General features: G+C 62.8%; 21 protein-coding genes. 15 read left to right on the top strand and 6 right to left on the bottom strand.

What is annotated here, in order from left to right:
- Positions 1–35 precede the first annotated feature (35 nt).
- From PRZ03_RS09660 to PRZ03_RS09710, 11 genes are all read left to right on the top strand, one after another.
- Complete coding sequence (locus tag PRZ03_RS09660; RefSeq protein ID WP_273600122.1) at positions 36–296, top strand: type II toxin-antitoxin system VapB family antitoxin; 261 nt, start codon at positions 36–38, stop codon at positions 294–296.
- Positions 293–694 carry a type II toxin-antitoxin system VapC family toxin gene (gene vapC, locus PRZ03_RS09665; RefSeq protein WP_273600123.1) on the top strand — a complete coding sequence of 134 codons (402 nt, stop codon included), beginning with the start codon at positions 293–295 and terminating at the stop codon, positions 692–694. The genes PRZ03_RS09660 and vapC overlap by 4 nt, the downstream gene beginning before the upstream one ends.
- Before the next feature lie 11 nt (positions 695–705).
- The gene (locus PRZ03_RS09670) at positions 706–1,902 is read left to right on the top strand and encodes an alpha/beta hydrolase family protein (protein ID WP_273600124.1); all 1,197 of its coding nucleotides are present in this window, start codon (positions 706–708) and stop codon (positions 1,900–1,902) included.
- Positions 1,899–2,702, top strand: coding sequence for an enoyl-CoA hydratase/isomerase family protein (locus tag PRZ03_RS09675; protein ID WP_273600125.1), 804 nt, complete (start codon positions 1,899–1,901; stop codon positions 2,700–2,702). Before PRZ03_RS09670 ends, PRZ03_RS09675 begins: the two co-directional genes overlap by 4 nt.
- Before the next feature lie 20 nt (positions 2,703–2,722).
- A complete protein-coding gene (gene bioA, locus PRZ03_RS09680) occupies positions 2,723–4,084 on the top strand; it encodes an adenosylmethionine--8-amino-7-oxononanoate transaminase (RefSeq protein ID WP_273600126.1) in 1,362 nt (453 codons plus the stop codon).
- Positions 4,074–5,303 (top strand): aminotransferase class I/II-fold pyridoxal phosphate-dependent enzyme, encoded by a 1,230-nt coding sequence (locus tag PRZ03_RS09685; RefSeq protein WP_273600127.1) that lies wholly within the window; start codon positions 4,074–4,076, stop codon positions 5,301–5,303. Before bioA ends, PRZ03_RS09685 begins: the two co-directional genes overlap by 11 nt.
- Positions 5,300–6,004 (top strand): dethiobiotin synthase, encoded by a 705-nt coding sequence (bioD, locus tag PRZ03_RS09690; protein WP_273600128.1) that lies wholly within the window; start codon positions 5,300–5,302, stop codon positions 6,002–6,004. The genes PRZ03_RS09685 and bioD overlap by 4 nt, the downstream gene beginning before the upstream one ends.
- A gap of 22 nt (positions 6,005–6,026) precedes the next feature.
- On the top strand, positions 6,027–7,097 hold the full coding sequence (gene bioB, locus PRZ03_RS09695) for a biotin synthase BioB (RefSeq protein WP_273600129.1): 1,071 nt from the start codon (positions 6,027–6,029) through the stop codon (positions 7,095–7,097).
- A 383-nt stretch (positions 7,098–7,480) separates the two neighbouring features.
- Positions 7,481–7,720 carry a hypothetical protein gene (locus PRZ03_RS09700; protein WP_273600130.1) on the top strand — a complete coding sequence of 80 codons (240 nt, stop codon included), beginning with the start codon at positions 7,481–7,483 and terminating at the stop codon, positions 7,718–7,720.
- A 514-nt stretch (positions 7,721–8,234) separates the two neighbouring features.
- Entirely contained in the window at positions 8,235–10,286 is a 2,052-nt protein-coding gene (locus tag PRZ03_RS09705; protein ID WP_273600131.1) for an acetyl-CoA carboxylase biotin carboxylase subunit, read from the top strand.
- Positions 10,283–11,197, top strand: a complete 915-nt coding sequence (locus tag PRZ03_RS09710) for a hydroxymethylglutaryl-CoA lyase (RefSeq protein ID WP_273600132.1) — start codon at positions 10,283–10,285, stop codon at positions 11,195–11,197. The genes PRZ03_RS09705 and PRZ03_RS09710 overlap by 4 nt, the downstream gene beginning before the upstream one ends.
- Before the next feature lie 4 nt (positions 11,198–11,201).
- Here PRZ03_RS09710 and PRZ03_RS09715 read toward each other — a convergent pair whose 3' ends face one another.
- Genes PRZ03_RS09715 through PRZ03_RS09725 form a run of 3 tightly spaced genes read right to left on the bottom strand, consistent with a single transcriptional unit; the run spans position 11,202 to position 14,120 of the window.
- The gene (locus tag PRZ03_RS09715; protein WP_273600133.1) at positions 11,202–11,873 is read right to left on the bottom strand and encodes a dienelactone hydrolase family protein; all 672 of its coding nucleotides are present in this window, start codon (positions 11,871–11,873) and stop codon (positions 11,202–11,204) included.
- Positions 11,874–11,916: 43 nt separating this feature from the next.
- Positions 11,917–12,861 (bottom strand): aldo/keto reductase, encoded by a 945-nt coding sequence (locus PRZ03_RS09720; RefSeq protein WP_273600134.1) that lies wholly within the window; start codon positions 12,859–12,861, stop codon positions 11,917–11,919.
- 41 nt (positions 12,862–12,902) lie between these two features.
- Positions 12,903–14,120, bottom strand: a complete 1,218-nt coding sequence (locus PRZ03_RS09725) for a 6-phosphofructokinase (protein ID WP_273600135.1) — start codon at positions 14,118–14,120, stop codon at positions 12,903–12,905.
- A gap of 190 nt (positions 14,121–14,310) precedes the next feature.
- On the opposite strand from PRZ03_RS09725, the gene ald reads away from it, so the two are divergent.
- Complete coding sequence (ald, locus tag PRZ03_RS09730) at positions 14,311–15,426, top strand: alanine dehydrogenase (protein WP_273600136.1); 1,116 nt, start codon at positions 14,311–14,313, stop codon at positions 15,424–15,426.
- A gap of 128 nt (positions 15,427–15,554) precedes the next feature.
- Positions 15,555–15,866 (top strand): DUF883 family protein, encoded by a 312-nt coding sequence (locus tag PRZ03_RS09735; protein ID WP_273600137.1) that lies wholly within the window; start codon positions 15,555–15,557, stop codon positions 15,864–15,866.
- 38 nt (positions 15,867–15,904) lie between these two features.
- Here the strand turns inward: PRZ03_RS09735 and PRZ03_RS09740 are convergent, their stop codons facing one another.
- Positions 15,905–18,157, bottom strand: coding sequence for a GGDEF/EAL domain-containing response regulator (locus PRZ03_RS09740; protein ID WP_273600138.1), 2,253 nt, complete (start codon positions 18,155–18,157; stop codon positions 15,905–15,907).
- A gap of 185 nt (positions 18,158–18,342) precedes the next feature.
- Here PRZ03_RS09740 and PRZ03_RS09745 point away from each other — a divergent pair, with 185 nt between their 5' ends.
- Positions 18,343–18,756, top strand: coding sequence for a phage holin family protein (locus PRZ03_RS09745; RefSeq protein ID WP_273600139.1), 414 nt, complete (start codon positions 18,343–18,345; stop codon positions 18,754–18,756).
- On the top strand, positions 18,757–19,020 hold the full coding sequence (locus PRZ03_RS09750; protein ID WP_273600140.1) for a hypothetical protein: 264 nt from the start codon (positions 18,757–18,759) through the stop codon (positions 19,018–19,020).
- A 3-nt stretch (positions 19,021–19,023) separates the two neighbouring features.
- On the opposite strand, the gene PRZ03_RS09755 is transcribed toward PRZ03_RS09750, so the two are convergent.
- Together PRZ03_RS09755 and PRZ03_RS09760 are read right to left on the bottom strand one after the other, a co-directional pair.
- On the bottom strand, positions 19,024–21,399 hold the full coding sequence (locus PRZ03_RS09755; protein WP_273600141.1) for a YgiQ family radical SAM protein: 2,376 nt from the start codon (positions 21,397–21,399) through the stop codon (positions 19,024–19,026).
- Between the two features lie 137 nt (positions 21,400–21,536).
- On the bottom strand, positions 21,537–22,247 hold the full coding sequence (locus tag PRZ03_RS09760) for a TetR family transcriptional regulator (RefSeq protein WP_273600142.1): 711 nt from the start codon (positions 22,245–22,247) through the stop codon (positions 21,537–21,539).
- Positions 22,248–22,264 lie beyond the last annotated feature (17 nt).

Raw genomic sequence — 22,264 nt, forward strand, 5'->3', positions numbered from 1 at the left:
TAAAATACACAAATTTAGGTAACTCCGTACACATCATGCGCACCAATATCGAAATCAATGATGATTTGATGGACCAGGCGATGAAGTCGGGCGCGTTCAAGACCAAGAAGGATGCCGTCGAGGCCGGCCTGCGCCTGCTGGCGCGGCAGGCGGCCTACCGTGAAATCCTGGCCCTGCGCGGCAAGCTGCGTTGGGAAGATGCGCCTCGGGCTGCCGAGTTGATCTTGAATGAGCCCGCAACAGGCCATCCGGTGCGGCTGAATGAAGCCTTGAGCGCGAAGCCGGGTATGCCATGATTCTGGTCGATTCCTCGGTCTGGATAGATTTCTTCAACGGCCGCGATACCGTCGGCGTGCGCCGCCTGAGCGAGTTGCTGGAAGATGCCGGTGCGCCCTTGGCGCTGGCCGATCTGGTCTTGTTCGAGGTCTTGCGCGGCTTTCGAGACGAGCGCGATTACCTGGCCGCCAAGCGGGCCTTGGGCGCGCTCGATGTGATCGAAATGGGTGGTGAGGAGAACGCGCTGCATGCCGTCGAGCATTACCGTGCGTTGCGCGCCGGTGGTGTGACCGTCAACAGCCCGGTCGATGTCTTGCAAGCCAGTTTTTGCATCAGCAACGATTGCGCCCTGCTGCACGCGGATCGCGATTACGACGCGATGGAAACGCTGCGCGGCCTCAAGGTTTGGAAGCATTGACGATGGCTGCTGTGCGCACCACAAAAGTTTGCATCGCCTTGCTGGCGGGCCTGTTGTGCGGCCTGTTTAGCGGTCTGCCTAGCGGCGCGCGGGCCCAGGCTTTGATCGACCCCGCCACCTTGAACAAGGATATTCGTGAGGCGGTGCTGCGCGTGCCTGTCAGCGTGCAGGACGCGTACGGGCGCGATATTGCCGGCGATCTGCTGGTCACTACTTTCAAACCAAACGGCCCCGGCCCCTTTCCGCTGCTCATCATCAGCCATGGCCGCAACAGCGACAAGCGCAGCGAATATGGGCGCCAGCGTTTTGAATCGGCCGCGCGCTTTTTCGTCCGCAAGGGCTTCGCCGTGGCCTCACCGCTGCGTCTGGGTTACGGCGAGTTGGCCCAGCTCGGCGACCCGGAAAGCAGCCAGAGTTGCAGCAAGCCCATCTACGCGCCGGCCTTGAACGCTGCTGCCCAGCAAATCATCGCGGTCGCGCGCGCCATGGCCGCACAAGCAGATGTGGACGCCAGCCGTCTGGTGCTGGTCGGGCAGTCGGTCGGCGGCATCGCCACGGTCGCCGCAGCAGCGGAGCGTCCGCCGGGCTTGGTGGCGGCGATCAACTTTGCCGGCGGGCATGGCGGCAGCCCGACCCTGCGCCGGGGCGAGCCTTGCCAGGCTGAGCAACTCAAGCGCCTGTTTCAGCGCTATGGCGAGTTCAATGCCCGCGCCGACTTGCCCACACCAACGCTTTGGATCTATACCGAGAACGATATGTATTTCGCCCCGCACCATAGCCGCGACTGGGCCGAGGCCTACCGTCATGGTGGCGGCCTGGTGGACTACCGGCTCTTGCCCGCCATCGGGGACGATGGTCATCGCCTGTTCGCGGCGGCCAATGATGTGTGGCAGCCCTTGGTCGATGAGTTTTTGGCCCGGCAAGGCTTCACCCAGACCGGCCTGATGAAAGCGCCGCCCGACACCGACTTCGCGCCTCTCAATGACGTGGAAGCCTTGCCGCTGCGCGGCTGGTCTGCGCAAGAGGGCTATAAGAAATTCCTGATGGCCAAGAAGCCGCGTGCTTTTGCGCTTAATACCGAGGGTGAATTTGGTTATGCCAGCGGCGAGGACGTGCTGTCGCGCGCGCTGGGCTTTTGCCAAAAGCGCAAGGGCAAGCCGTGCAGTTTTTACGCCGTCGACGACAAAGTGGTCTGGAGACCCCAATGAATAAGAGCAAGTATCAAACCTTGGTGGTGCAACGCGGCGGTTTTGGCCCGCATACCGCTACCGTCAGCCTGCACCGCCCCGATGTGCGCAATGCCTTCAATGAAGTGGTGGTGGCCGAGTTGACCGCCGCCTTTGCCGAGTTGGGCCAAGACAGCAGCGTGCGCGCCATCGTTTTGGCTGCCGAGGGCAAGGCCTTTTGCGCTGGCGCGGATCTCAACTGGATGAAGGCGATGGCGCATTTCAGCTGGGAGCAAAACCATGCCGACGCCGCCCTGCTGGCCGAAATGCTGTGGACGATTTACAGCTGTCCGGTGCCGGTGATTGCGCGGGTGCAGGGTGATGTCTATGCCGGCGGCGTCGGCCTGGTGGCGGTTTGCGATGTGGTGGTGGCGGTGGAGTCGGCTGGTTTTTGCCTGTCTGAGGCCAAGCTGGGCTTGCTGCCGGCCACCATCGGGCCCTATGTGGTGCGCGCCCTGGGCGAGCAGGCTTCGCGGCGCTATTTCGTGACGGCCGAGCGCTTCAGCGCCGCCGAGGCTCATCGCCTGGGGCTGGTGCATGAGTTGGCCACGCCCGAGTCGCTGGATGACAAGGTCGGCGCGATCGCCGCTGCCATCGCCGCCAACGGCCCGCACGCGGTGCGCGCCTGCAAGCGCTTGGTGCAAGACGTCGCCCACGCGAGCCTCACGCCCGCGCTGCGCGACGACACCGCCCGTCGCATTGCAGACATTCGCGCCAGCGCCGAGGGCCGCGAGGGCGTGCAGAGCTTTTTGAACAAGAGCCGGCCCTCCTGGCTGGCCTGAAGTCCAGATCACTTCTTCAGATGACGATTTCTACTCAGAAAGACTGGCAGCAGCGCAGTCTTGCCGCCGTTTGGCACCCCTGCACACAGATGGCGCGTGCGGCCGTGGTGCCGCCGCTGGCGATTGCGCGCGGCGCCGGCCCTTGGTTGTATGACTTTGACGGCGCACGCTATTTCGACGCCAACAGCAGCTGGTGGGTCAATCTGTTTGGCCACGCCGATGCTGGCCTCAATGACGCCATCAAGCAGCAACTCGATACCTTGCCGCATGTAATGCTGGCCGGCTGCACGCACGCACCTGCAGTGCGCCTGGCCGAGCGCCTGAGTGCGCGCACAGGTGGAGCCTTAGGACATGTCTTCTTCGGCAGCGACGGCGCCAGCGCGGTCGAGATTGCGCTCAAGCAGAGCTTTCACAGCTGGCGCAATCTGGGGCGCGGTGACAAGCGCGAGTTCGTCTGCCTTAAGAACGGCTATCACGGTGAAACCATAGGTGCGCTGGCCGTCACCGACGTGGCGGTATTCCGCGACGCCTATGACCCGCTGCTGATGCGCGCGCATATTGTGATGTCACCCGACTCCCGCCTCGCTAACGAAGCCGCCGCGCTGACTGCGATGCGCGACTTGCTGGCCGAGCGCAGCGCCACGATTGCCGCCGTCATCGTCGAGCCGCTGGTGCAGGGCGCTGCCGGCATGGTGATGTATTCGGCCGACTACCTGCGAGCCTTGCGCAAGCTTTGTACCGAGTTCGAGGTGCACCTGATCGTCGACGAAATCGCAATGGGTTGTGGGCGCACCGGCACCTTCTTCGCGTTTGAGCAGACGCAGCCGCAATGCAAAGCCGACTGGCCTGACTATATTTTGTTGTCCAAGGGGATCACCGGCGGCACCTTGCCGCTGTCCTTGGTGTTGACAACCGAGGCGGTTTTCCAAGCCTTTTGGAGTGAGGACGTGACGCGCGGCTTTTTGCATTCGCATTCCTACACCGGCAATGCGCTGGCTTGTGCGGCAGCGAATGCGGTCCTGGATCGCTTCGATGCGGGCCAGCTCGAAGCCAATGCGCTGCAAGCGCGCTTGTTGGCCGAGGCCTTCGCGCCGCTGGCCGCGCATCCGCGCGTCGCCCATTTGCGCCAGCTCGGCATGGTGCTGGCTTTTGATGTGCAAGACGCCGGCCTGCGCTTCGCCGAGCGCTTTCATCTGGCGGCGCGTTCCCACCAGCTGTTGATTCGGCCGATTGGCAACACGGTCTATCTGATGCCGCCCTATGTGATCGACGCCGCCGCTGCCGCCTTCTTGGCGCAAGCCGTTCGCCTGACGCTGGACGAAGTCTTGGCGCGGCCGGCCAACAAGGCCGTCAGCACAGAGGACGATGCCCATGTTGCTTGAGCACCTGAAGGCCAAGCTGGCCACCATCGAGGCGCAAAGCCTGACCCGCTTTTTGCGGCAAGCCGAAAGCCCGACCGCGCCGCGTCAGCAGGTGCGCGGCGCTGACGGCCGCACGCGTGAGCTGTTGATGTTCTGCTCGAACGACTATTTGGGCCTGGCGGCCGAGCCGCAAATCACCGCCGCCTTGATAGAAGGCGCGATGCTTTACGGCGGCGGCTCCGGCGCCTCGCCCTTGATCAGCGGCCACAGCCATGCCCATGAGCAAGTCGCCGAGACCCTGGCCGTTTGGATGGCGCCGCACATCCCCGAGGCCAAGGCGCTGGGTTTTTGCACCGGCTATATGGCCAATCTGGCCGTCGTCACCGCTTTGGGCGACGAGCAGACCGAGATCTTCTCGGAAGCCTGGAACCATGCCTCGCTGATCGACGGCAGCCGCCTCGCGCGCGCGCAAGTGACGCGTTATCAGCATGCCGATGTGGCGCAGCTGCGCGGGCTGCTGGCGGCCAGTCAGGCCAAGGTCAAGCTGATCGTCACCGATGCGGTTTTCAGCATGGACGGCGACTTGGCGCCGCTGCCCGAGCTGCTGGCGCTGGCCGACGAGTTCGACGCCTGGCTGATTGTTGACGATGCGCATGGCTTTGGCGTGCTGGGCGAGCGGGGCCGCGGCTCGCTGGAGCATTTCAAACTGCGCAGCGAACGCCTGATTCTGGTCGGCACGCTGGGCAAGGCGGCCGGGCTGGCCGGCGCCTTTGTGGTGGCCCACGCCACCATCACCGATTACCTGCTGCAGGCCGCCCGCAACTACATTTTTTCGACCGCCTCGCCGCCGGCCGTCGAGCATGCCTTGCTGACCAGCTTGGGGCTGATCGACAGCGAGCTGGGCGCCGAGCGCCGCGCCAATCTGCGCCGCCTTCAAGCGCAGCTGCGCGTCGGCATAGCGGCGATGTTGGCGCAGCACCCGGCCTTGGGCTGGCGCCTGGCGCCGTCCGACACCCCCGTCCAGCCCTTGATCATTGGCGGCAATGCCGAGGTGATGGCGCTGGCCGCCAGGCTGGAGAGCGAGGGCCTGCGCGTGCCGGGCATACGCCCGCCGACCGTGCCGGCCGGCGAGGCGCGACTGCGCATCACCTTGTGCGCCACGCATACCGAGGCCGATGTGGCGCAGCTTTTGCAAGCCTTGGCCGCGGCCGCCGCAGATATGGATGTCGGCACGCCATGAAGGGCTTTTTCATCACCGGCACCGACACCGAGGTCGGCAAGACCTGCATCACCGCTGGTTTGACCCATGCGTTCACGCAGCTAGGCCTGCGCGTGGCGCCGATCAAGCCCTTGGCTGCCGGCCAAGAATGGCTGGACGAGCAATGGGTGAATGAAGATGTGCAGCGCTTGCACGCTGCCCAAAGCATAGGCATGACGGCGGAGCAGGTCGGCCCGCTGCAATTCCGCGCGGCCTGCGCGCCGCATATTGCTGCCACGCTTGAAGGTCGCAGCATTGACCGGGCTCCCTTGCTGGCCGCGATTCGTGCCAGCGCCGACTTGGGCCAAATGGCGCTGGTCGAAGGCGTCGGCGGCTTCCGTGTGCCGCTGTGTGCTGGCTGGGATACGGCCGATATGGCGGTGGATCTGGGCCTGCCCGTCGTGCTGGTCGTGGGCCTGCGTCTGGGTTGCATCAACCATGCCTTGCTGACGGCCGAAGCGATTCGCGCCCGGGGCTTGAAGCTGGTCGGCTGGGTGGGCAACGTGGTGGACGCCGACATGCCGCATCTGACCGACAATCTGGCCGCGCTGGGCGCATCGCTGGATGCGCCTTGCTGGGGTCATGTGCCTCGCTTGGAAAACCCTTCCCCGGCGGCCGTTGCCGCCCATTTTTCGAATCACGCGCTCTTGCTGACGCAAGTCGCAACATTGTCTTTGCAATAAGTCTTTTTCGGAATCGTTAGCTATGACCCACTCCCAAACCGTCAATCAAATCCAGTCGCTGACCCCGACCACCGACGCCGAGCGCCGCAGCAACAAGACCTGGACGGTCAAAGAGGTCGTGGCGCTGTATGACCTGCCTTTCAATGACCTGATGTTCCGCGCCCAGCAGGTGCACCGCGAGAACTTCGACGCCAATGCGGTGCAACTCTCTACGCTGCTGTCGATCAAGACCGGCGGCTGCGAGGAAGACTGCGCTTACTGCCCACAGTCGGCGCATTTCGACACCGGCCTGAAGGCCGAAAAGCTGATCCCGCTGCAAGAAGTGCTGGAAGCGGCGCGTGCGGCCAAGGCCAATGGCGCCACCCGTTTTTGCATGGGTGCCGCTTGGCGCACCCCGAAAGATAGGCATCTTGAAGCGATTGGCGAGATGGTCAAAGAGGTCAAGGCGATGGGCCTGGAAACCTGCTTGACCGCCGGTATGTTGGGTGACGGCCAAGCCGAGCAACTGGCCGAGGCAGGCCTCGACTACTACAACCACAACCTCGACACCTCGCCCGAGTTCTACGGCCAGATCATCACCACGCGTACTTATCAGGACCGGCTGGATACGCTGGACCGGGTGCGCAATGTGGGCTTAAAGGTTTGCTCGGGCGGCATCGTTGGGCTGGGCGAGACGCGCGGTCAGCGGGCTGGTTTGATTGTGCAATTGGCCAATCTGAATCCGTATCCGGAGTCGGTGCCGATCAATAACTTGGTCAAGGTCGAAGGCACGCCTTTGGCCGACGCCGAGGCGCTCGATCCCTTTGAGTTCATCCGCTCGATCGCGGTGGCGCGGATCACGATGCCACGCGCGATGGTGCGGCTGTCGGCCGGGCGTGAGGAGATGCCTGAAAGCATGCAGGCGCTGTGCTTCTTGGCGGGGGCTAACTCGATGTTCTATGGGGACAAGTTGCTGACGACGAGCAATCCGCAGGCGGAGAAGGATAGGGCGTTGCTGGATCGGCTGGGGATGCGGTGCGCTACCGAGGAGGAGTTGGTGCCGCAGGCTGCGGCTGAGGATGGTTGCGGCAAGGTGAGTTGCCACTCGCATTGAGCTTGCACGAGTCATGGGCGTTGCTGTTCTGCTGAGACCGATGCCGGGAGTTCGCCCCGGCAGGCGACCTTCTTTCTTGGGCGGCCAAGAAAGAAGGCAAAGAAACCGCCCCTGCCGCATGGCCCTTCGGGTTCGCTGCGGTGCTCAGGTTTACCGGGCCGCGCCCAACTCACTTCGCTACGCTGCGTTCAAACATGGGGCGCGAATTCAGTCTTTGAAGTCGCTCCGCGACGCCCGGCAAACCTTCCGCTCCTCGCCCATGCAGAAGGGGAACCCCCAAATACCGACACGCCTCGCTGCGCATCGGCTCGCTAGAGCCGTGCCGCTCGTGAGACAGGGCAATAGTTGTTTCGCGATATCTCGGTCAGAAGGTTAGGCAGTAAATGCAACTGTTCCAGTCAATTTACCAATGGGGCGGACTCTTTTTTATATTTATTGGCCTGATTTATTCGGTGGCCGGGCTTGTTCGAGGTGACTGCCCTCTTGTTGGTCACCGCGTTTTCGCAGATTCGTGTGTTTCACGTTTTGCTTCGGGCGTCGGTATCGCGATGGTTTGGCCGGTGTTTTTACCCTTTGCAATTGTTTCTGTTTTTATGGATGGCAGGAGCGGGCGGAGAAACTGAATTTGCCGAGTTGCCTGTCTAAATTCACCGCGCAGTTTTGTAGGTTTTTGTTAGCTGGGTAGGTTGTAGTGAGCGAATGCGAACTCCAACGACGGGCACGAGCGCTGGATCAGCCGATGCGAAGCGAGGTGTGTTGGTATCTCGGGGTTCCCCTTCTGCATGGGCGAGGAGCGGAGAGTTTGCAGGGCGTCGCGAAGCGACTTCAAGAACAGGTTTCGCGCCCCCTGTCTGAACGGAGCGTAGCGCAGTGAGTTGGGCGCGGCCCGGCAAACTTGAGCACCACAGCGGACCCGAAGGGCCATGCGGCAGGGGCGGTTTCTTTGCCTTCTTTCTTGGACGCCCAAGAAAGAAGGTCGCCCGCCGGGGCGAAATCCCGGCGCGGTCTTAAAGAGATGGTGATGTGGCAGCGAAGCCCCGGCGCATTCCGGGGCATGAATGAAGATATTGCGGCCCTCCCAGAGACCCTGGAAGTAAAAGTAAGAGTTCAAAGTTCACGAGACTGGAGACAAACAACATGTTCAAGAAAATCCTGATCGCCAACCGAGGCGAAATCGCCTGCCGCGTCGCGGCCACCGCCCGCCGCATGGGCATCAAAACCGTCGCCGTCTACTCCGACGCCGACGCCAAAGCCAAGCATGTCCAGGCCTGCGACGAAGCCATCCTGATCGGCGGCCCCGCCCCCCGCGACTCCTACTTGCAATGGCAACGCATCATTGATGCGGCCAAAGCCACCGGCGCCGAAGCCGTCCACCCCGGCTACGGCTTTCTGAGCGAAAACGAAGCCTTTGCCCAGGCCTGCGCCGCCAACGGCATCGCCTTCATCGGCCCTTCTCCGGCCGCCATCCAGGCCATGGGCCTGAAGGCCGAATCCAAGCGGCTGATGGAAACCGCCGGCGTGCCGCTGGTGCCCGGCTACCACGGCGCCGACCAAGACCCGGCGCTGCTGCGCGCCGAGGCCGAGCGCATTGGCTTCCCCGTCCTGATCAAGGCCAGCGCCGGCGGCGGCGGCAAGGGCATGCGCGCGGTCTACCAGTTAGACGAGTTCGACGCCGCCCTGGCCTCCTGCAAACGCGAGGCGATCAACAGCTTTGGCGATGATGCAGTCTTGATCGAGCGTTATGTGCAACGCCCGCGCCATATCGAGATCCAGGTATTTGGCGACAATTTCGGCGACTGCGTCTACCTGTTCGAGCGCGATTGCTCGGTGCAGCGGCGCCACCAGAAGGTGCTGGAAGAAGCGCCTGCGCCGGGTATGACGGCCGAGCGCCGCGCCCAAATGGGCGGCGCCGCGGTGGCAGCGGCCAAGGCGGTGGGCTATAGCGGCGCCGGTACGGTCGAGTTCATCTGTGAGCAAGACGGGCGCTTCTACTTCATGGAAATGAACACCCGCCTGCAGGTCGAGCATCCGGTGACGGAAGCGATCACGGGGCAGGACTTGGTCGAGTGGCAATTGCGCGTCGCCGCGGGCGAGCCGCTGCCGCTGAAGCAAGAGCAATTGACGATGACCGGCCACGCCATCGAGGCGCGCATCTGCGCCGAAAACCCCGATGCCGGCTTCTTGCCCGCCACCGGATCGCTGCATGTGGCGCGCTGGCCTGAACATGTGAAGTTCCAGCGCGGCTCAGCCCCCTCGGGGGGCGGCTCAGGTACTCCTGGGCCGGGGGCAGGCATATTTGTGCGCATCGATGCCGGTGTGGATGAAGGCGACGCGATCAGCCCGTTTTACGACTCCATGGTCGCCAAGCTGATCGTCTGGGGCGAGGACCGGGCGCAGGCCTTGGCGCGCCTGGACGCCGCCTTGCGCGACACCCATATCGTCGGCCTGCAGACCAATGTGGCCTTTTTGCGCCGCTGCGCCGCGACCGCATCCTTTGCGAGCGCCGACCTCGACACCGCGCTGATCGAGCGTGAGCGCGCGGCCTTGTTCGAACAGCCCGGCCTGCCCTTGAGCACTAGCGCGGCGGCAGTCGTCGCCCATACGCTGGCGGCCGAGGCCACGCTGCAGACCAGCGACCCCTGGAGCCGACGTGACGGCTGGCGCATGTACGGCGCCTCGGCGCGTCGCTTCGATCTGGAGATTGCCGGCGTTCACCACGAGGTCTTGCTGTCGCGCCATCACCAGGGCGGCATGCAGTTGACGGTGGCCGGCGAGGCGATCGCTTTTGCCGCCAACTCGGCTAGCCTGGAAGCGCATGAACTGCTGCTGGGCTCCGGCCTGGCCCAGCAGCGCATCACCGTCAAAACCTATGCCGAAGGCGAAACCGTGGCGGTGTTCGCGCCGACCGGCTCGGCCCTGGTGGTCGAGATCGACGTGATCGCCCGCGCCGGCAGCGGCCCGGCCGAGGGTGGCCGCCTGACCGCGCCGATGCCGGGCAAGCTGGTTGGCTTCCTCGCTCAGGTCGGCGATGCGGTAGCCAAGGGTCAGCCGCTGGCGGTGATGGAGGCGATGAAGATGGAGCACACCATCAGCGCGCCCCGCGACGGTGTGGTGGCCGAGCTGCTGTTCGCTGTCGGTGATCAGATTGGTGACGGCGCCGAAATTCTCCGCTTGGAAGCCTCAGCATGAGTACGCTGCCTTCACGTGTCACCCTGGTCGACGTCGGCCCCCGCGACGGCCTGCAAAACGAAAAAGAGCTGGTCACCACCGAGCACAAGGCGGCTTTGGTCGAGATGCTTTATCTGGCCGGCCTGCGCGAGATTGAGGTCACCAGCTTTGTCAGCCCGAAATGGGTGCCGCAGATGGCCGATAACGCAGCGGTGATGGCGGCGATCACGCGCCAGCCTGGCGTGCGCTACTCGGTGCTGACGCCGAATCTGAAGGGGCTGGAGGCGGCATTGCCTACCCGCCCGGACGAGATTGTGGTTTTTGCTGCCGCGTCCGAAGCCTTCAGCCAGAAGAACATCAATTGCTCGATCGCCGAGAGTATTGAACGCTTCGCTCCGGTGGTCGCAGCCGCCCAAGCCGCGGGCATCAAGGTGCGCGGCGCGCTGTCTTGCGCGGTCGGTTGCCCTTATGAGGGTGACATCAGCGCCGACCAAGTCGAGCGAGTGGTGCTGCTGATGAAGGGCATTGGCGTTGATCATCTGGGCGTGGCGGACACCATAGGCGTGGGCACGCCCAGAAGGATTCAGGCGGCGATGGAGCGTGCCTTGAAGCATTACCCGCTGGTCGAGGTCAGCGGGCACTTTCACGACACCTATGGCCAGGCGCTGGCGAATATCTATGCCTGCCTGGAGCTGGGCATCCACACCTTCGACGCCAGCGTGGCAGGTCTGGGCGGCTGCCCTTATGCCAAGGGCGCGACCGGCAATGTGGCGACCGAAGATGTGGTCTTCATGCTCAATGGCCTTGACATCGAGACCGGCATCGACATCGACAAACTGGTCGACGCCGGCGCATTTATCTCCGGCGTGCTCGGTCGGCCACCGGTGTCGAGAGTCGGCCGGGCCTTGCTGGCGAAACGCGCTGCGGCCTGATAGATCAGGCCAGCAGATGCTGGTTGAAGAAAGCGAGCGTGCGGGTCCAGGCCAGCTCGGCGCTGGCCGCGTCATAGACCTCGGGGCGCTGCTCGTTGAAGAAGCCGTGTTCGGCGGCATAACGCTGTATTTCGGCTGAGGCCGGCAGCTTGGCTTGCAAGGCATCAGCGGCGGCCGGTGTGATCCAGTCGTCCAGATTGGCAAAGTGACCTTGGAAGGGAATTTTGATCAGCGCCGGATCGGCCAATTCGGCCGGCGGAATGCCGTAAAAGCAACTGGCCGCACTTAAGCTCGGCAGGTGCACGGCGGCGGCGATGGTCAGCGCGCCACCCATGCAAAAGCCGGTCACGCCGATCTTGGTGCAATGAGGGGCCAAGAAGGCCAAAGCACCGGCCAAGTCCTGGTGGGTGGCGTCGGCAAAGTCCAGGCCGCTTTTCAGATGCGTGGCTTCATCAGCATTGCTGGCCAGGCGGCCACGGTAGAGGTCGGGCGCCAGGGTGGTGAAGCCAGCCGCCGCAAAGCGATCGGCCACGCCGCAGATCTGCGGGTTCAAGCCCCACCATTCTTGAATCAGGATCAGGCCTGGGCGCTTGAGCCCTTCGCTGCTGTCGGCTTCGGCCAAGTAGGCGGCGCTGTTGGCGCCGTCCGGTCGCGTGAAGTGGATGGTCTGTCCCATGATGTTTCCTGGCTTTTTTTGCTAACGGTGATCAGCGACGGGCTCAAGGCAAGGCCTGGCCGCGAGCGCTGAGATAGAGCCGGTACCAGTCTTCGCGGCTCATCTGAATTGTTGTGGCGGCGGCGCAAGCGCGGATTCGATCGGGATTGGTGCTGCCGATGACGGCCTGTATACCCGCCGGGTGCCGCAGCAGCCAGGCCAGCACGATGCTTTCCGCGCTTACCGCATATTGCTCGGCCATGCTCAGCACCAGTTTGGCAGTGGCCTGCTGAGCCGGGCTGGCGCTGTCTGACTTGGCGCCGCTGAACGCGCCTTGCGCCAAAGGGCTCCAAGCTTGCAGCTGAATGCCTTGCTGCTGGCAATACTGCAGCGTGTCGGCCCAGGGCAAGGCCGTGGCGTTTTGCGCATCGTTGAAGCTGCTGTCGTGATCCAGCCAGTCCAACTTGGCCAGACTCATTTCCAGTTGATTGGCCACCAGCGGCGCATCCAAGGCCTGCTGCAACCAGCGCATTTGACCGGCCTGCATATTCGAGACGCCAAAAAACCGCACCTTGCCGGCGCTGCGCAAGCGGCTGAAGGCTTCGGCAATCTCGTGCGGCTCCATCAAGGGGTCGGGGCGGTGCAGCAGCAGGATGTCCAGATGCTCGACGCCGAGGCGCCGCAAGCTGGCCTCCGCGGCGGACACGATATAGGCGCCGGACAGGTCATAGCGGGCCGGCCCGCTGTCATCGGCGAAACGAATACCGCATTTGCTTTGCAAGAGGATGCTGTCGCGCAGCGAAGCCTGGCGGCGCAGCAATTCACCAAAGCATTGCTCGGCGGTGCCGCGCTTGTAGATGTCTGCATGGTCGAACAGCGTGATGCCGATCTCAAGTGCGGCTTCCAGCGCAGCATGGGCCTGCGCGATATGGCTTTCGGTGACGGCGCCGCCATTCCAGTCGCTGCCCATGCCCATGCAGCCGAGTATGAGGCGGCTGCTGGTTGGCAAGGGCCTGTCAACAGGGCGCGAGGGTGGGGTGCTTGGCATATTCATTCTGGGTTGAGTACCTTGGCCACCGGGTTGGGCCGCAGGCGGAAGGCGTCAGGCAGGCCCGAGCCCAAAAGCGGGCGCAAATAGAGACGGAAGGCATCGGTCACATCGGTGCCGCTGGCCGCAATGAATTCGTCCTCCATCACGCGGGTCTTGCCGGCCACGGCAGTGAGTGGAAGTAACTCGTAATCGACCGAGTAATAGCCGCTGCGCTTGATGGCGACCGAACCGTCACGGCCGGCATTGAAGGCGAACTGCACCGCCTTCTCGCCGACCTCGCGCGCCTCGCGTTGGTCCACATCCGACACGCAGCCAATAAAGCTGCGCTGCAGATAGCCGAAGGTGTCGCCGCGCACCCGTTTGATGCCGAGCTTTTCTTTGATCTCTTCGCACAGCAGATCGGCCAGCGCGCTATTGCCGGACAGCTGCACATTGCCGTGCGCGTCACGCTCCAGGTCTTTGGCCAGCTGTGCGGCGATGGGCTCACCCGAGGCGTCATGGATGCCCTCGGAGACGGCGATCACGCAGCGCCCAAAACGCTCGTAGGTCGCCTTCACGTCGGCCAGGAATTGCTGCAGATCGAACACGCGCTCGGGCAAATAAATCAGGTGCGGGCCGTCGTCGGGGAACTTCTTGCCCAAGGCCGAGGCGGCCGTGAGGAAGCCGGCGTGCCGCCCCATCACGACGCCGACATAGACGCCGGGCAGGGCCGCGTTATCGAGGTTTGCTCCCGCGAAAGCCTGCGCCACAAAGCGCGCGGCCGATGGGAAGCCGGGTGTGTGGTCGTTGCCGACGAGGTCGTTGTCAATCGTTTTGGGGATGTGAATGCAGCGCAGCGGGTAGCTGGCCCTGGCCGCTTCCTCGCTGATGATGCGCACGGTGTCGGACGAATCATTGCCGCCGATGTTGAAAAAGTGCGTGATGCCGTGCGCCTGTAGCACTTTGAACATCTTGTGGCAGTAGGCGGCGTCGGGTTTGTCCCGCGTGGAGCCCAGGGCCGATGAAGGCGTCTGCGCGACCAGTTCCAGGTTGTGGCTGGTTTCTTGCGTCAGGTCGACGAAATCTTCATTGATGATGCCGCGCACGCCGTGGCGGGCGCCGTAGACCAGGCCGACCTGGTGTTGCCGGCGCGCCTCGAGCACCACGCCGACCAAGGATTGATTGATGACAGCAGTTGGGCCGCCGCCCTGGGCGACGAGGATCTTGCAGAGGGACATGGACGTTCCTTGGCATGGTTTGATGGCAGCACAAAGGTGCGTGGTGATTGTGACTTAGCTTGGCTGCTTTGGCTTGCTTGCATAAGCGGCTCTAATGAATCTGAAGCTAAGCAAATCAAGCTTGCTTAGCGGCGGCCCTTGGGCGTACAACAGCACACCACAACAAGCCGCCAAGGCCCTGGAGACAAGCATGAAAGTCGGATGCCCCAAGGAAATCAAGAATCACGAATACCGCGTTGGCCTGACACCGGCCAGTGTGCGCGAGCTGACCTCGCGCGGCCATCAGGTGCTGGTGCAGACCGGCGCTGGCGCAGCGATTGGCCTGCTGGACGAGCATTACGTGGCGGCCGGCGCCAGTATGGCGCCCGATGCGGCGACGGTGTTCGCGCAGGCCGACATGATCGTCAAGGTCAAGGAGCCGCAGCCGCAGGAATGCGCGATGCTGCGTGAAGGTCAGATTCTCTACACCTATCTACACCTGGCGCCCGACCCGGCGCAGACCGCCGCACTGATCAAGTCCGGCGCCGTTTGCATCGCCTATGAGACCGTCACCGGTCCCGGCGGTGGTCTGCCACTGCTGGCACCGATGAGCGAGGTGGCGGGGCGCATGTCGATTCAAGCCGGTGCCGCCCATCTGGAGAAGAGCAAGGGCGGCATGGGCGTGCTGTTGGGCGGCGTGCCCGGCGTGGCCCCGGCGCATGTGGTGATCATTGGCGCCGGCGTGGTCGGCACCCATGCGCTGCAGATGGCCGTCGGCATGGGCGCGCGCGTCACCGTGCTGGACCGCAACGTTGATCGCCTGCGGCAGCTCGATCTGGTCTTCGGTAACCGCATCAGTACTGCTTATTCGAACGTGCAAAGCCTAGAGGAGTCGGTGCTGTCGGCCGACTTGGTCATAGGCGGTGTGTTGATTCCTGGCGCGGCGGCGCCCAAGCTGGTGACGCGCGAGATGATTTCGCGCATGAAGAAGGGCGCCGTGGTGGTCGACGTTGCGATCGACCAGGGCGGCTGCTTCGAGACATCGCACGCGACCACGCACGCAGATCCGACCTTTGTGGTGGACGGAGTTGTCCATTACTGCGTCGCCAATATGCCCGGCGCTGTTGCACGCACCTCGACGTTTGCACTCAATAACGCCACCATTGCCCATGCCGTGGCCTTGGCCGACAAGGGCTGGCGGCGCGCCTTGAATGACAGCCCCTACCTCTGCGCGGGCCTCAATGTGGCCTTGGGTCAGCTGACTTATGAGGCGGTGGCGCGCGACCTGGGCTATGAATATGTGCCGGCGGAAGGCTTGCTGGACTGACATTCCCATCTCGACAAGCTACTCTAGGGCGGCGGCATATTGATCCAAATCAGTCGCCCGTCACCCATCCGTCTAAAAGAGGTGTTAAGTTACGGGGTGAGATTTTTGTAGCCAAGGAGAGCATTGCCATGTCTGAAATCAACCAAGCCCATAAAGACCGCTTGATGAGCGATTTGCATTCCGTCGTGTCGGAAGCCGAGAGCCTGCTGCGTGCCACTGCAGGTTCGGCCAGCGAAGGCGCGTCCGAGTTGCGCGCCAAGGTGCAGGCCAGCTTGGATCGCGCCAAACATAATCTGGCGGATCTGCAGGATGCCGCCGTCGACAAGGCGCGCGCGGCCGGCCGTGCCACCGACCTCTATGTGCATGAAAAGCCATGGCAGGCCATGGGCATGGCGGCCGGTGTGGGCTTGCTGCTGGGTATGTTGATCAGCCGACGTTAATCAATCGGCAGTTCAACTCGGGTAAAGCCGGCGGCGATTTATTCGGCGCCGGCTTTTGTTTGGCTCATCCAGTTTTCCAACTGGTCGGCCGGCATGGGCCGGGCGAACAAGTAACCCTGACCTTCATGGCAGCCCAGATCGAGCAGCAGCGAGCGCTGTTCTTCGGTCTCGATGCCCTCGGCGATCACGGTCAGGCCAAGCCCGCGCCCCAGGTTGATGACCATTTGCGCAATGGTGGAACCTGCTGTGGAGGTCTGCGCCTCGCGCACAAAGGCCCGGTCGATCTTGAGTCGATCCACATCCAGTTGGCGCAGATGGCTTAGCGATGAGAAGCCGGTGCCAAAGTCATCGATCGCCACGGTGATGCCGAGCTTTTTGATATTGGCCAGGATATGCATCACCAACTCGGTGTCTTCCATGGCCATCGATTCGGTAATCTCGAGCTCCAAATTGCGGCCGGCCACGCCGATATCGCGCATGGCATCGTTCACCACGGTCATGAAGTCAGGATGGCGGAACTGCGCCAAGGAGACGTTCACGCACATGCGGAAGTCGGCATAGCCGAGCTCGATCATGTGTTTGAGCTGGTGGCAGGCCGTACGCAGCACGAACTCGCCGATGCTGATGATCAGCCCCGACTTTTCGGCCAGCGGGATGAACTGATCGGGCGGCACAAATTTGCCGTCTTCGGTGCGCCAGCGTAACAAGGCTTCGGCGCCTATCGGTTTGCCGCTGAGCAGATCAACCTGCGGCTGATAGACGACAAACAAACGGTTCTCTTCGAAGCCCGCGCGCAGGCCTTTCAGCAGTTTGAAGCGCTCGCGCGCATCGGTGCCCATGGCGGGCGAGAAGTATTCGGACGATCCGCGGTGCTGTTGTTTGGCTTGCTTGAGCGCAATCTGGGCGTCCAAGAGCAACTCCGAACCAACGGCAGCGGACTCGGTCAAGCGTACCAAGCCTGTCGTGGCCGATAGCTGCAGGCGCTCTCCGGCGACCGAGAAGGGTTCCAGGAACACGTCTTGAATTGTCTCGCCACAGACCACGGCGTTTTCACCCAGCAGGCCGAAGGTGTCCGAGCCAATCCGCGCCATCGCGGTGCTCAGGCCCAGCTTGCTGCCCAGTCGGGCCACAACAGCCTTCAAGACTTGATCGCCGAAATGGTGACCGAAGGCGTCATTGATGTCGGAGAAATCATCCAGATCGATCAAGGCCAACGTGACGCCGGCCGGGTCTTTCAGGTTCTTGTCCAGCAACTCGACAAAGCGGTTGCGGTTGGGTAGTTGCAGCAGCTGATCGTTATAGGCTTGATCCAGCAACTTGCCGTACAGCACTACGTTCTCGAAACCCACCGAGATATTGGAGCAAAACGCACGCAGCAACTGCTGATCGAGATCGCTGAGCCTGCGGCCCACATCGACCAGGGCCGCCATCGGCCGCCCGTTGGAGAGGCTGAAGTAGAGGCAAGTGCCCTCGTCGTAGATGTTCTCGCGTTGGTTCAGGCAACGCTGCAGGCGCTCCCGCACCGACTTGATTTGCACCGAGGCCAATGAGCAGTTGATCAGTCCGCTGTATTGCCCGGCGGCCGCGACGATGCGCACATCGGCCTCGGCCGCGTTTTCCATCTGCACGCAGACCATGCCTTCCGGCAAGATGCCCAACATCGCGCAGAGTTGAGTAACAACGCCCTCGGCAAAGCGGTGCAGCCCGCGCAGGCGGCTCAGCTCGGTGCTGGCCTCGACGATCATTTCCAGACCGCGTCGGTTCGAATCGAGCGAGCAAATCTGGCGGTAGGAGCGAATCGCGGCCGTCAACACTGTGTACAGCCGTGTGCGCGTCAGCTCGGATTTGGTCTTGTAGTCATTGATGTCATAGGCCTGCACCGTTTCGATCTCGGGCGCATAGCCGGGCTGACCGGTGCGCAAGATGATGCGCACGGCGCCGAGCCGCAGGTCGTCACGGATATAGCGCACCAGCTGCAGGCCGGCGTCTTCGGACTCCATCACGACATCGAGCAGGACGACCGCGAGGTCGGTCTCGCTGGTCAAGACTTGTCTGGCCTCGGCTGCCGAGTTGGCATGCAAAAAAGTCAGCGGAAGGCCCTCAACCAGCAGGCCTTGCATGGCCAACTCGGTCGCCTTGTGAACGTCCCCATCGTCGTCAACGATCAAGACGCGCCATGGCTGACTCGAAGCGTGATCGCCGGCATCGCCCATTTCTGGGCCATCCAAAAATTCCAATAGATCGTCGTCGTCCTTGTGATCGGACTTGGCCGGACTGTCTGTCTCGCGCATGTGGGCCTGTGCTCCAGCCTATGGATTGACAATGGCGTAAGGGTATTTCATTTTGCACCCTGCCGCTATGCGCGCAATTGCCTATGAAGCAACGCCCGTAGCGGCATTGTTTGCGGTTATAGACGATTTGCAGCAGCATTGATCGATTGAATAGCTTGGCAAGATGTTTTTTTGGAGAAAAAGATATGAAGAGCGAGCCGGATAGCCAGGAGCGAGGCGAACAAGAGCCCGCGCCTGCGGCGGGACTGTTGGCGTCCTTACGGCGTCTGTTTGTGCATGGCCTGGAGTTGGTGCAGATCCGTGTCGAGCAAATTTCGCTGGAGTTCGAGGCTGAAAAGCTCAGGCTGTTCAGTGCTCTGATTCAGTCGCTGCTCGCCTTGCTCTTGGCGGCGGCCGCGCTGGGCATGTTGAGCCTGTGCTTGTTGCTGATGACGCCGGAGACGTGGCGCTGGCTGACGGCGCTGGTCTTGGGTCTGCTGTACTTGGCGCTGGCCTGGGTTTGCTGGCGGCGGGCCGGTCGCCAGTTGAGTCAACCCGGCGGTGCCTTTGCCGGCACAGTGGCCGAGCTGGGTCGTGACCGCAATGCCTTGGAGCCCTGAATGTTTACACGCGAATTGGTCGAATTGAGGCAGCGCCAGTTGGCGCTGCGCCTGCGCAATATCGAGTTGCGCGCCGAAATGCGCGCCGAGGCCCAAGCCCTGCTCAAGCCGGTGGGCTGGTTTGGCGCAGCCGGCGGTTTGGCCGGCGCGGCGGTGATGGCGGCGGGCTTGCGGCGCCCTGGCTTCTTCAGCAAGCTGCTGGGCTTTACCAGCTTGGGCCTGCGGCTGGCGCGCTTGCTGACTGCCTTGCGCGCCAAGCCCTGAGTCTTACTTCTTCGTCTGCGGGCGACGTACGCCAGTGCTTACGGTCGTAGCGGATGTCGATCGGCGCGGAGCCGGCCGTGATCCGTTATCTCTCGGTGGCAGGCCGGTGTGCTGGGTCAGGATCTGGCCCGCGCGCGGCTTGGCGTTGAACGCTGGCTTCGCCGCTCCGGTCGGTGTCGAGTTCTTCCGCCGCGCACTTTCATAGCTGCCGTCGGTGACCGGCTGATAGGTCGGGATCAAATGGTATTTGCCGTTACCGATCAGATCGGCCCGGCCCATGGTCTGCAAAGCTTCGCGCAAGAGCGGCCAGTTGTTCGCATCGTGGTAGCGCAAAAAGGCCTTGTGCAGGCGTCGGCGGCGATCGCCGCGCACGATGTCGACGGTCTCGCTGGTCTCGGCGCTGCGGGTGATCTTCTTCAGCGGGTTCTTGCTGGTGTGATACATCGCCGTGGCGGTGGCCATGGGGCTGGGGTAGAAGGTCTGCACCTGGTCGGCACGGAAGCCGTTCTTCTTCAACCAGACCGCCAAGTTCATCATGTCCTCGTCGGACGTTCCCGGGTGGGCAGCGATGAAGTAGGGGATCAGGTATTGCTTCTTGCCGGCTTCTTCGCTGGCCTGCTCGAACATCTGCTTGAACTTGTCGTAAGCACCGATGCCGGGCTTCATCATCTTGGACAGCGGCCCGCCCTCGGTGTGCTCGGGTGCGATCTTCAGGTAGCCGCCGACATGGTGCGTTACGAGTTCCTTCACATACTCAGGCGACTTGACCGCCAGGTCATATCGGAGCCCTGAGCTGATCAGAATCTTCTTCACACCCTTCAAGGCCCGCGCACGGCGGTACATCTTGATCAGCGGATCGTGATTGGTGTTGAGGTTGGAGCAGATGCCCGGGTAGACGCAGGATGGCTTGCGGCAAGCGGCCTCGATCTCGGGCGATTTGCAGCCGATGCGGTACATATTGGCGGTCGGCCCGCCGAGGTCGGAGACGACGCCGGTGAAGCCCTTGACCTTATCGCGCATCTCCTCGATTTCGCGGATCACCGAGTCCTCGCTGCGGCTCTGAATGATGCGGCCTTCGTGTTCGGTGATCGAGCAGAAGGTGCAGCCGCCGAAGCAGCCGCGCATGATGTTGACGCTGAAGCGGATCATCTCCCAGGCGGGGATCTTGGTCGCATGGTCATGGCTGCCGTTTTCGTCGGCATAGCGCGGGTGCGGTGAGCGGGCATAGTTCAGATCGAACACATGGTCCATCTCGGCCGTGCTCAGCGGGATTGGCGGTGGATTGATCCATACGTCACGGTCACCGTGCTTTTGCACCAGCGCACGTGCATTGCCCGGGTTGGTCTCCAGGTGCAGCACGCGGTTGGCGTGGGCATACAAGACCGGGTCGCTCTTGACTTGCTCATAGGACGGCAGGCGCACGACGGTGCGCTCGCGCGCGGGCATTTGAATCTTGCCTGACAAGGGTGCCGCAGCTACAGCGGCGCTGGCCATGCGGACGATCTTGATCGGCTTGCTGCCATCATCGTCGGGCGCCTTGACCTGGCCGGTCACGCAGGCGGCGGCCTTGTCGGTCGCGGTTTCTTCAATCGTCTGATAGGGGCTGATATGTGCGTCGATGCGGCCCGGCAGATCAACGGAGGACGAGTCCAGCTCGAACCATTCGTGCGAGGTCGGATCGTCGGTGCGGCGCATGAAGGAGGTGCCGCGCACATCGGTGATGCTCTCGACCGGTTGGCGCGCGGCCAGGCGGTGGGCGATCTCCACAATGGCTCGCTCGGCATTGCCGTAGACCAAGAGATCGGCCTTGGAGTCGACCAGCACCGAGCGGCGCACCTTGTCTTGCCAATAGTCGTAATGCGCGATGCGGCGCAGCGAGGCCTCGATGCCGCCGATCACGATAGGCACCTCGTTCCAGGCCTCTTTGCAGCGCTGGGTGTAAACGAGGGTGGCGCGGTCGGGCCGGCTGCCGCCCTGGCCGCCGGGCGTGTAGACATCGTCGCTGCGGATCTTGCGGTCGGCCGTGTAGCGGTTGATCATCGAATCCATATTGCCGGCGGCGATGCCGAAAAACAGATTCGGTTTGCCCAAGGCCTTGAACGGCTCGGCGCTCTGCCAATCGGGTTGCGCAATGATGCCGACGCGGAAGCCCTGGGCTTCGAGCGTGCGGCCAATCACCGCCATGCCGAAGCTCGGGTGGTCCACATAGGCGTCGCCGGTGACGATGATGATGTCGCAGGAATCCCAGCCGAGCTGATCCATCTCGGCCCGGCTCATGGGCAGAAAAGGGGCGTGACCAAAACGCTTAGCCCAGAACGGGCGATAAGCCGTCAGGGCCTTGACTGGTTTCGGTGCGGTGAGGGTTGGGTGTGCGGACACGGCGGCAATTCTTTGGAGAGCAACCCGCGATTGTCCCTGACTTAGGACAAACCCGCTCATTGCCATCAAAAATCAAGGGCTTAAGCCCAGCAAGTGGCGGGCTTTGTTCATGCTTTGCTGATGAATCGGACGTACAGCTACTGCGTATCAAGCTGGCTGCTGCGCCTGCAAATTCCGACTTGCCCGAGCCGAGCGCGCTCTTCCTCGCTCATCGGTGGCAGCAAATTGACGTCCTTGGAGGCCAAGCTGGTCAAGAAGCCTTCCACAGCAGCTTGCCCGACTTCCAGCAAATCGAAGGAGCTGGGGTCCATCATCCATTGGTGCAGCAACCCGTCCACCAGGGCGACCAAGGACACGGCCGCGATGCGCGTATCGAGGCTACTGGGCAATTGGCCCAAGCCCACGGCGTGATTGAAAGCGGCGCGATTTTGCTCGCGCCACTCGCGGTGCGAGGCCAGTTTGCGTTCCTGTAAGGCCTGCATCTCGCCGGTGTACTCGACCTTTTGCATCGCGATTTCGAACACCCGGCGTGTGCGTTCGTTGTGCATGGCCGAGTAGAAAACGTTGACCAAACCCCAGCGCAATTCCGTCAGCGTCAGGTGGGCGGCGGCCGCGCTGGGAGGGTGCATGCCCTCCTCGAGCGGCATGGTGGCGCGCTCCATCATCGCGTTGAAGAGCTCGGCTTTGTCCTGGAAATGCCAGTAGATCGCGCCTCGCGTCACACCCGCCGCCAAGGCAATGTCCTGCAGCGAGCAGCGTGAAACGCCGCGTTGCTGGAACAGCAGTTCCGCTGCGTCGAGCAAGCTGTTGCGCGTTTCCTGTGCTTCGAGTTTGGTTTTTCTGGCCATCGTGGGGAAATTTTACC

The sequence above is a fragment of the Roseateles albus genome, assembly GCF_028595345.1.
Classification (GTDB): domain Bacteria; phylum Pseudomonadota; class Gammaproteobacteria; order Burkholderiales; family Burkholderiaceae_C; genus Paucibacter_A; species Paucibacter_A albus.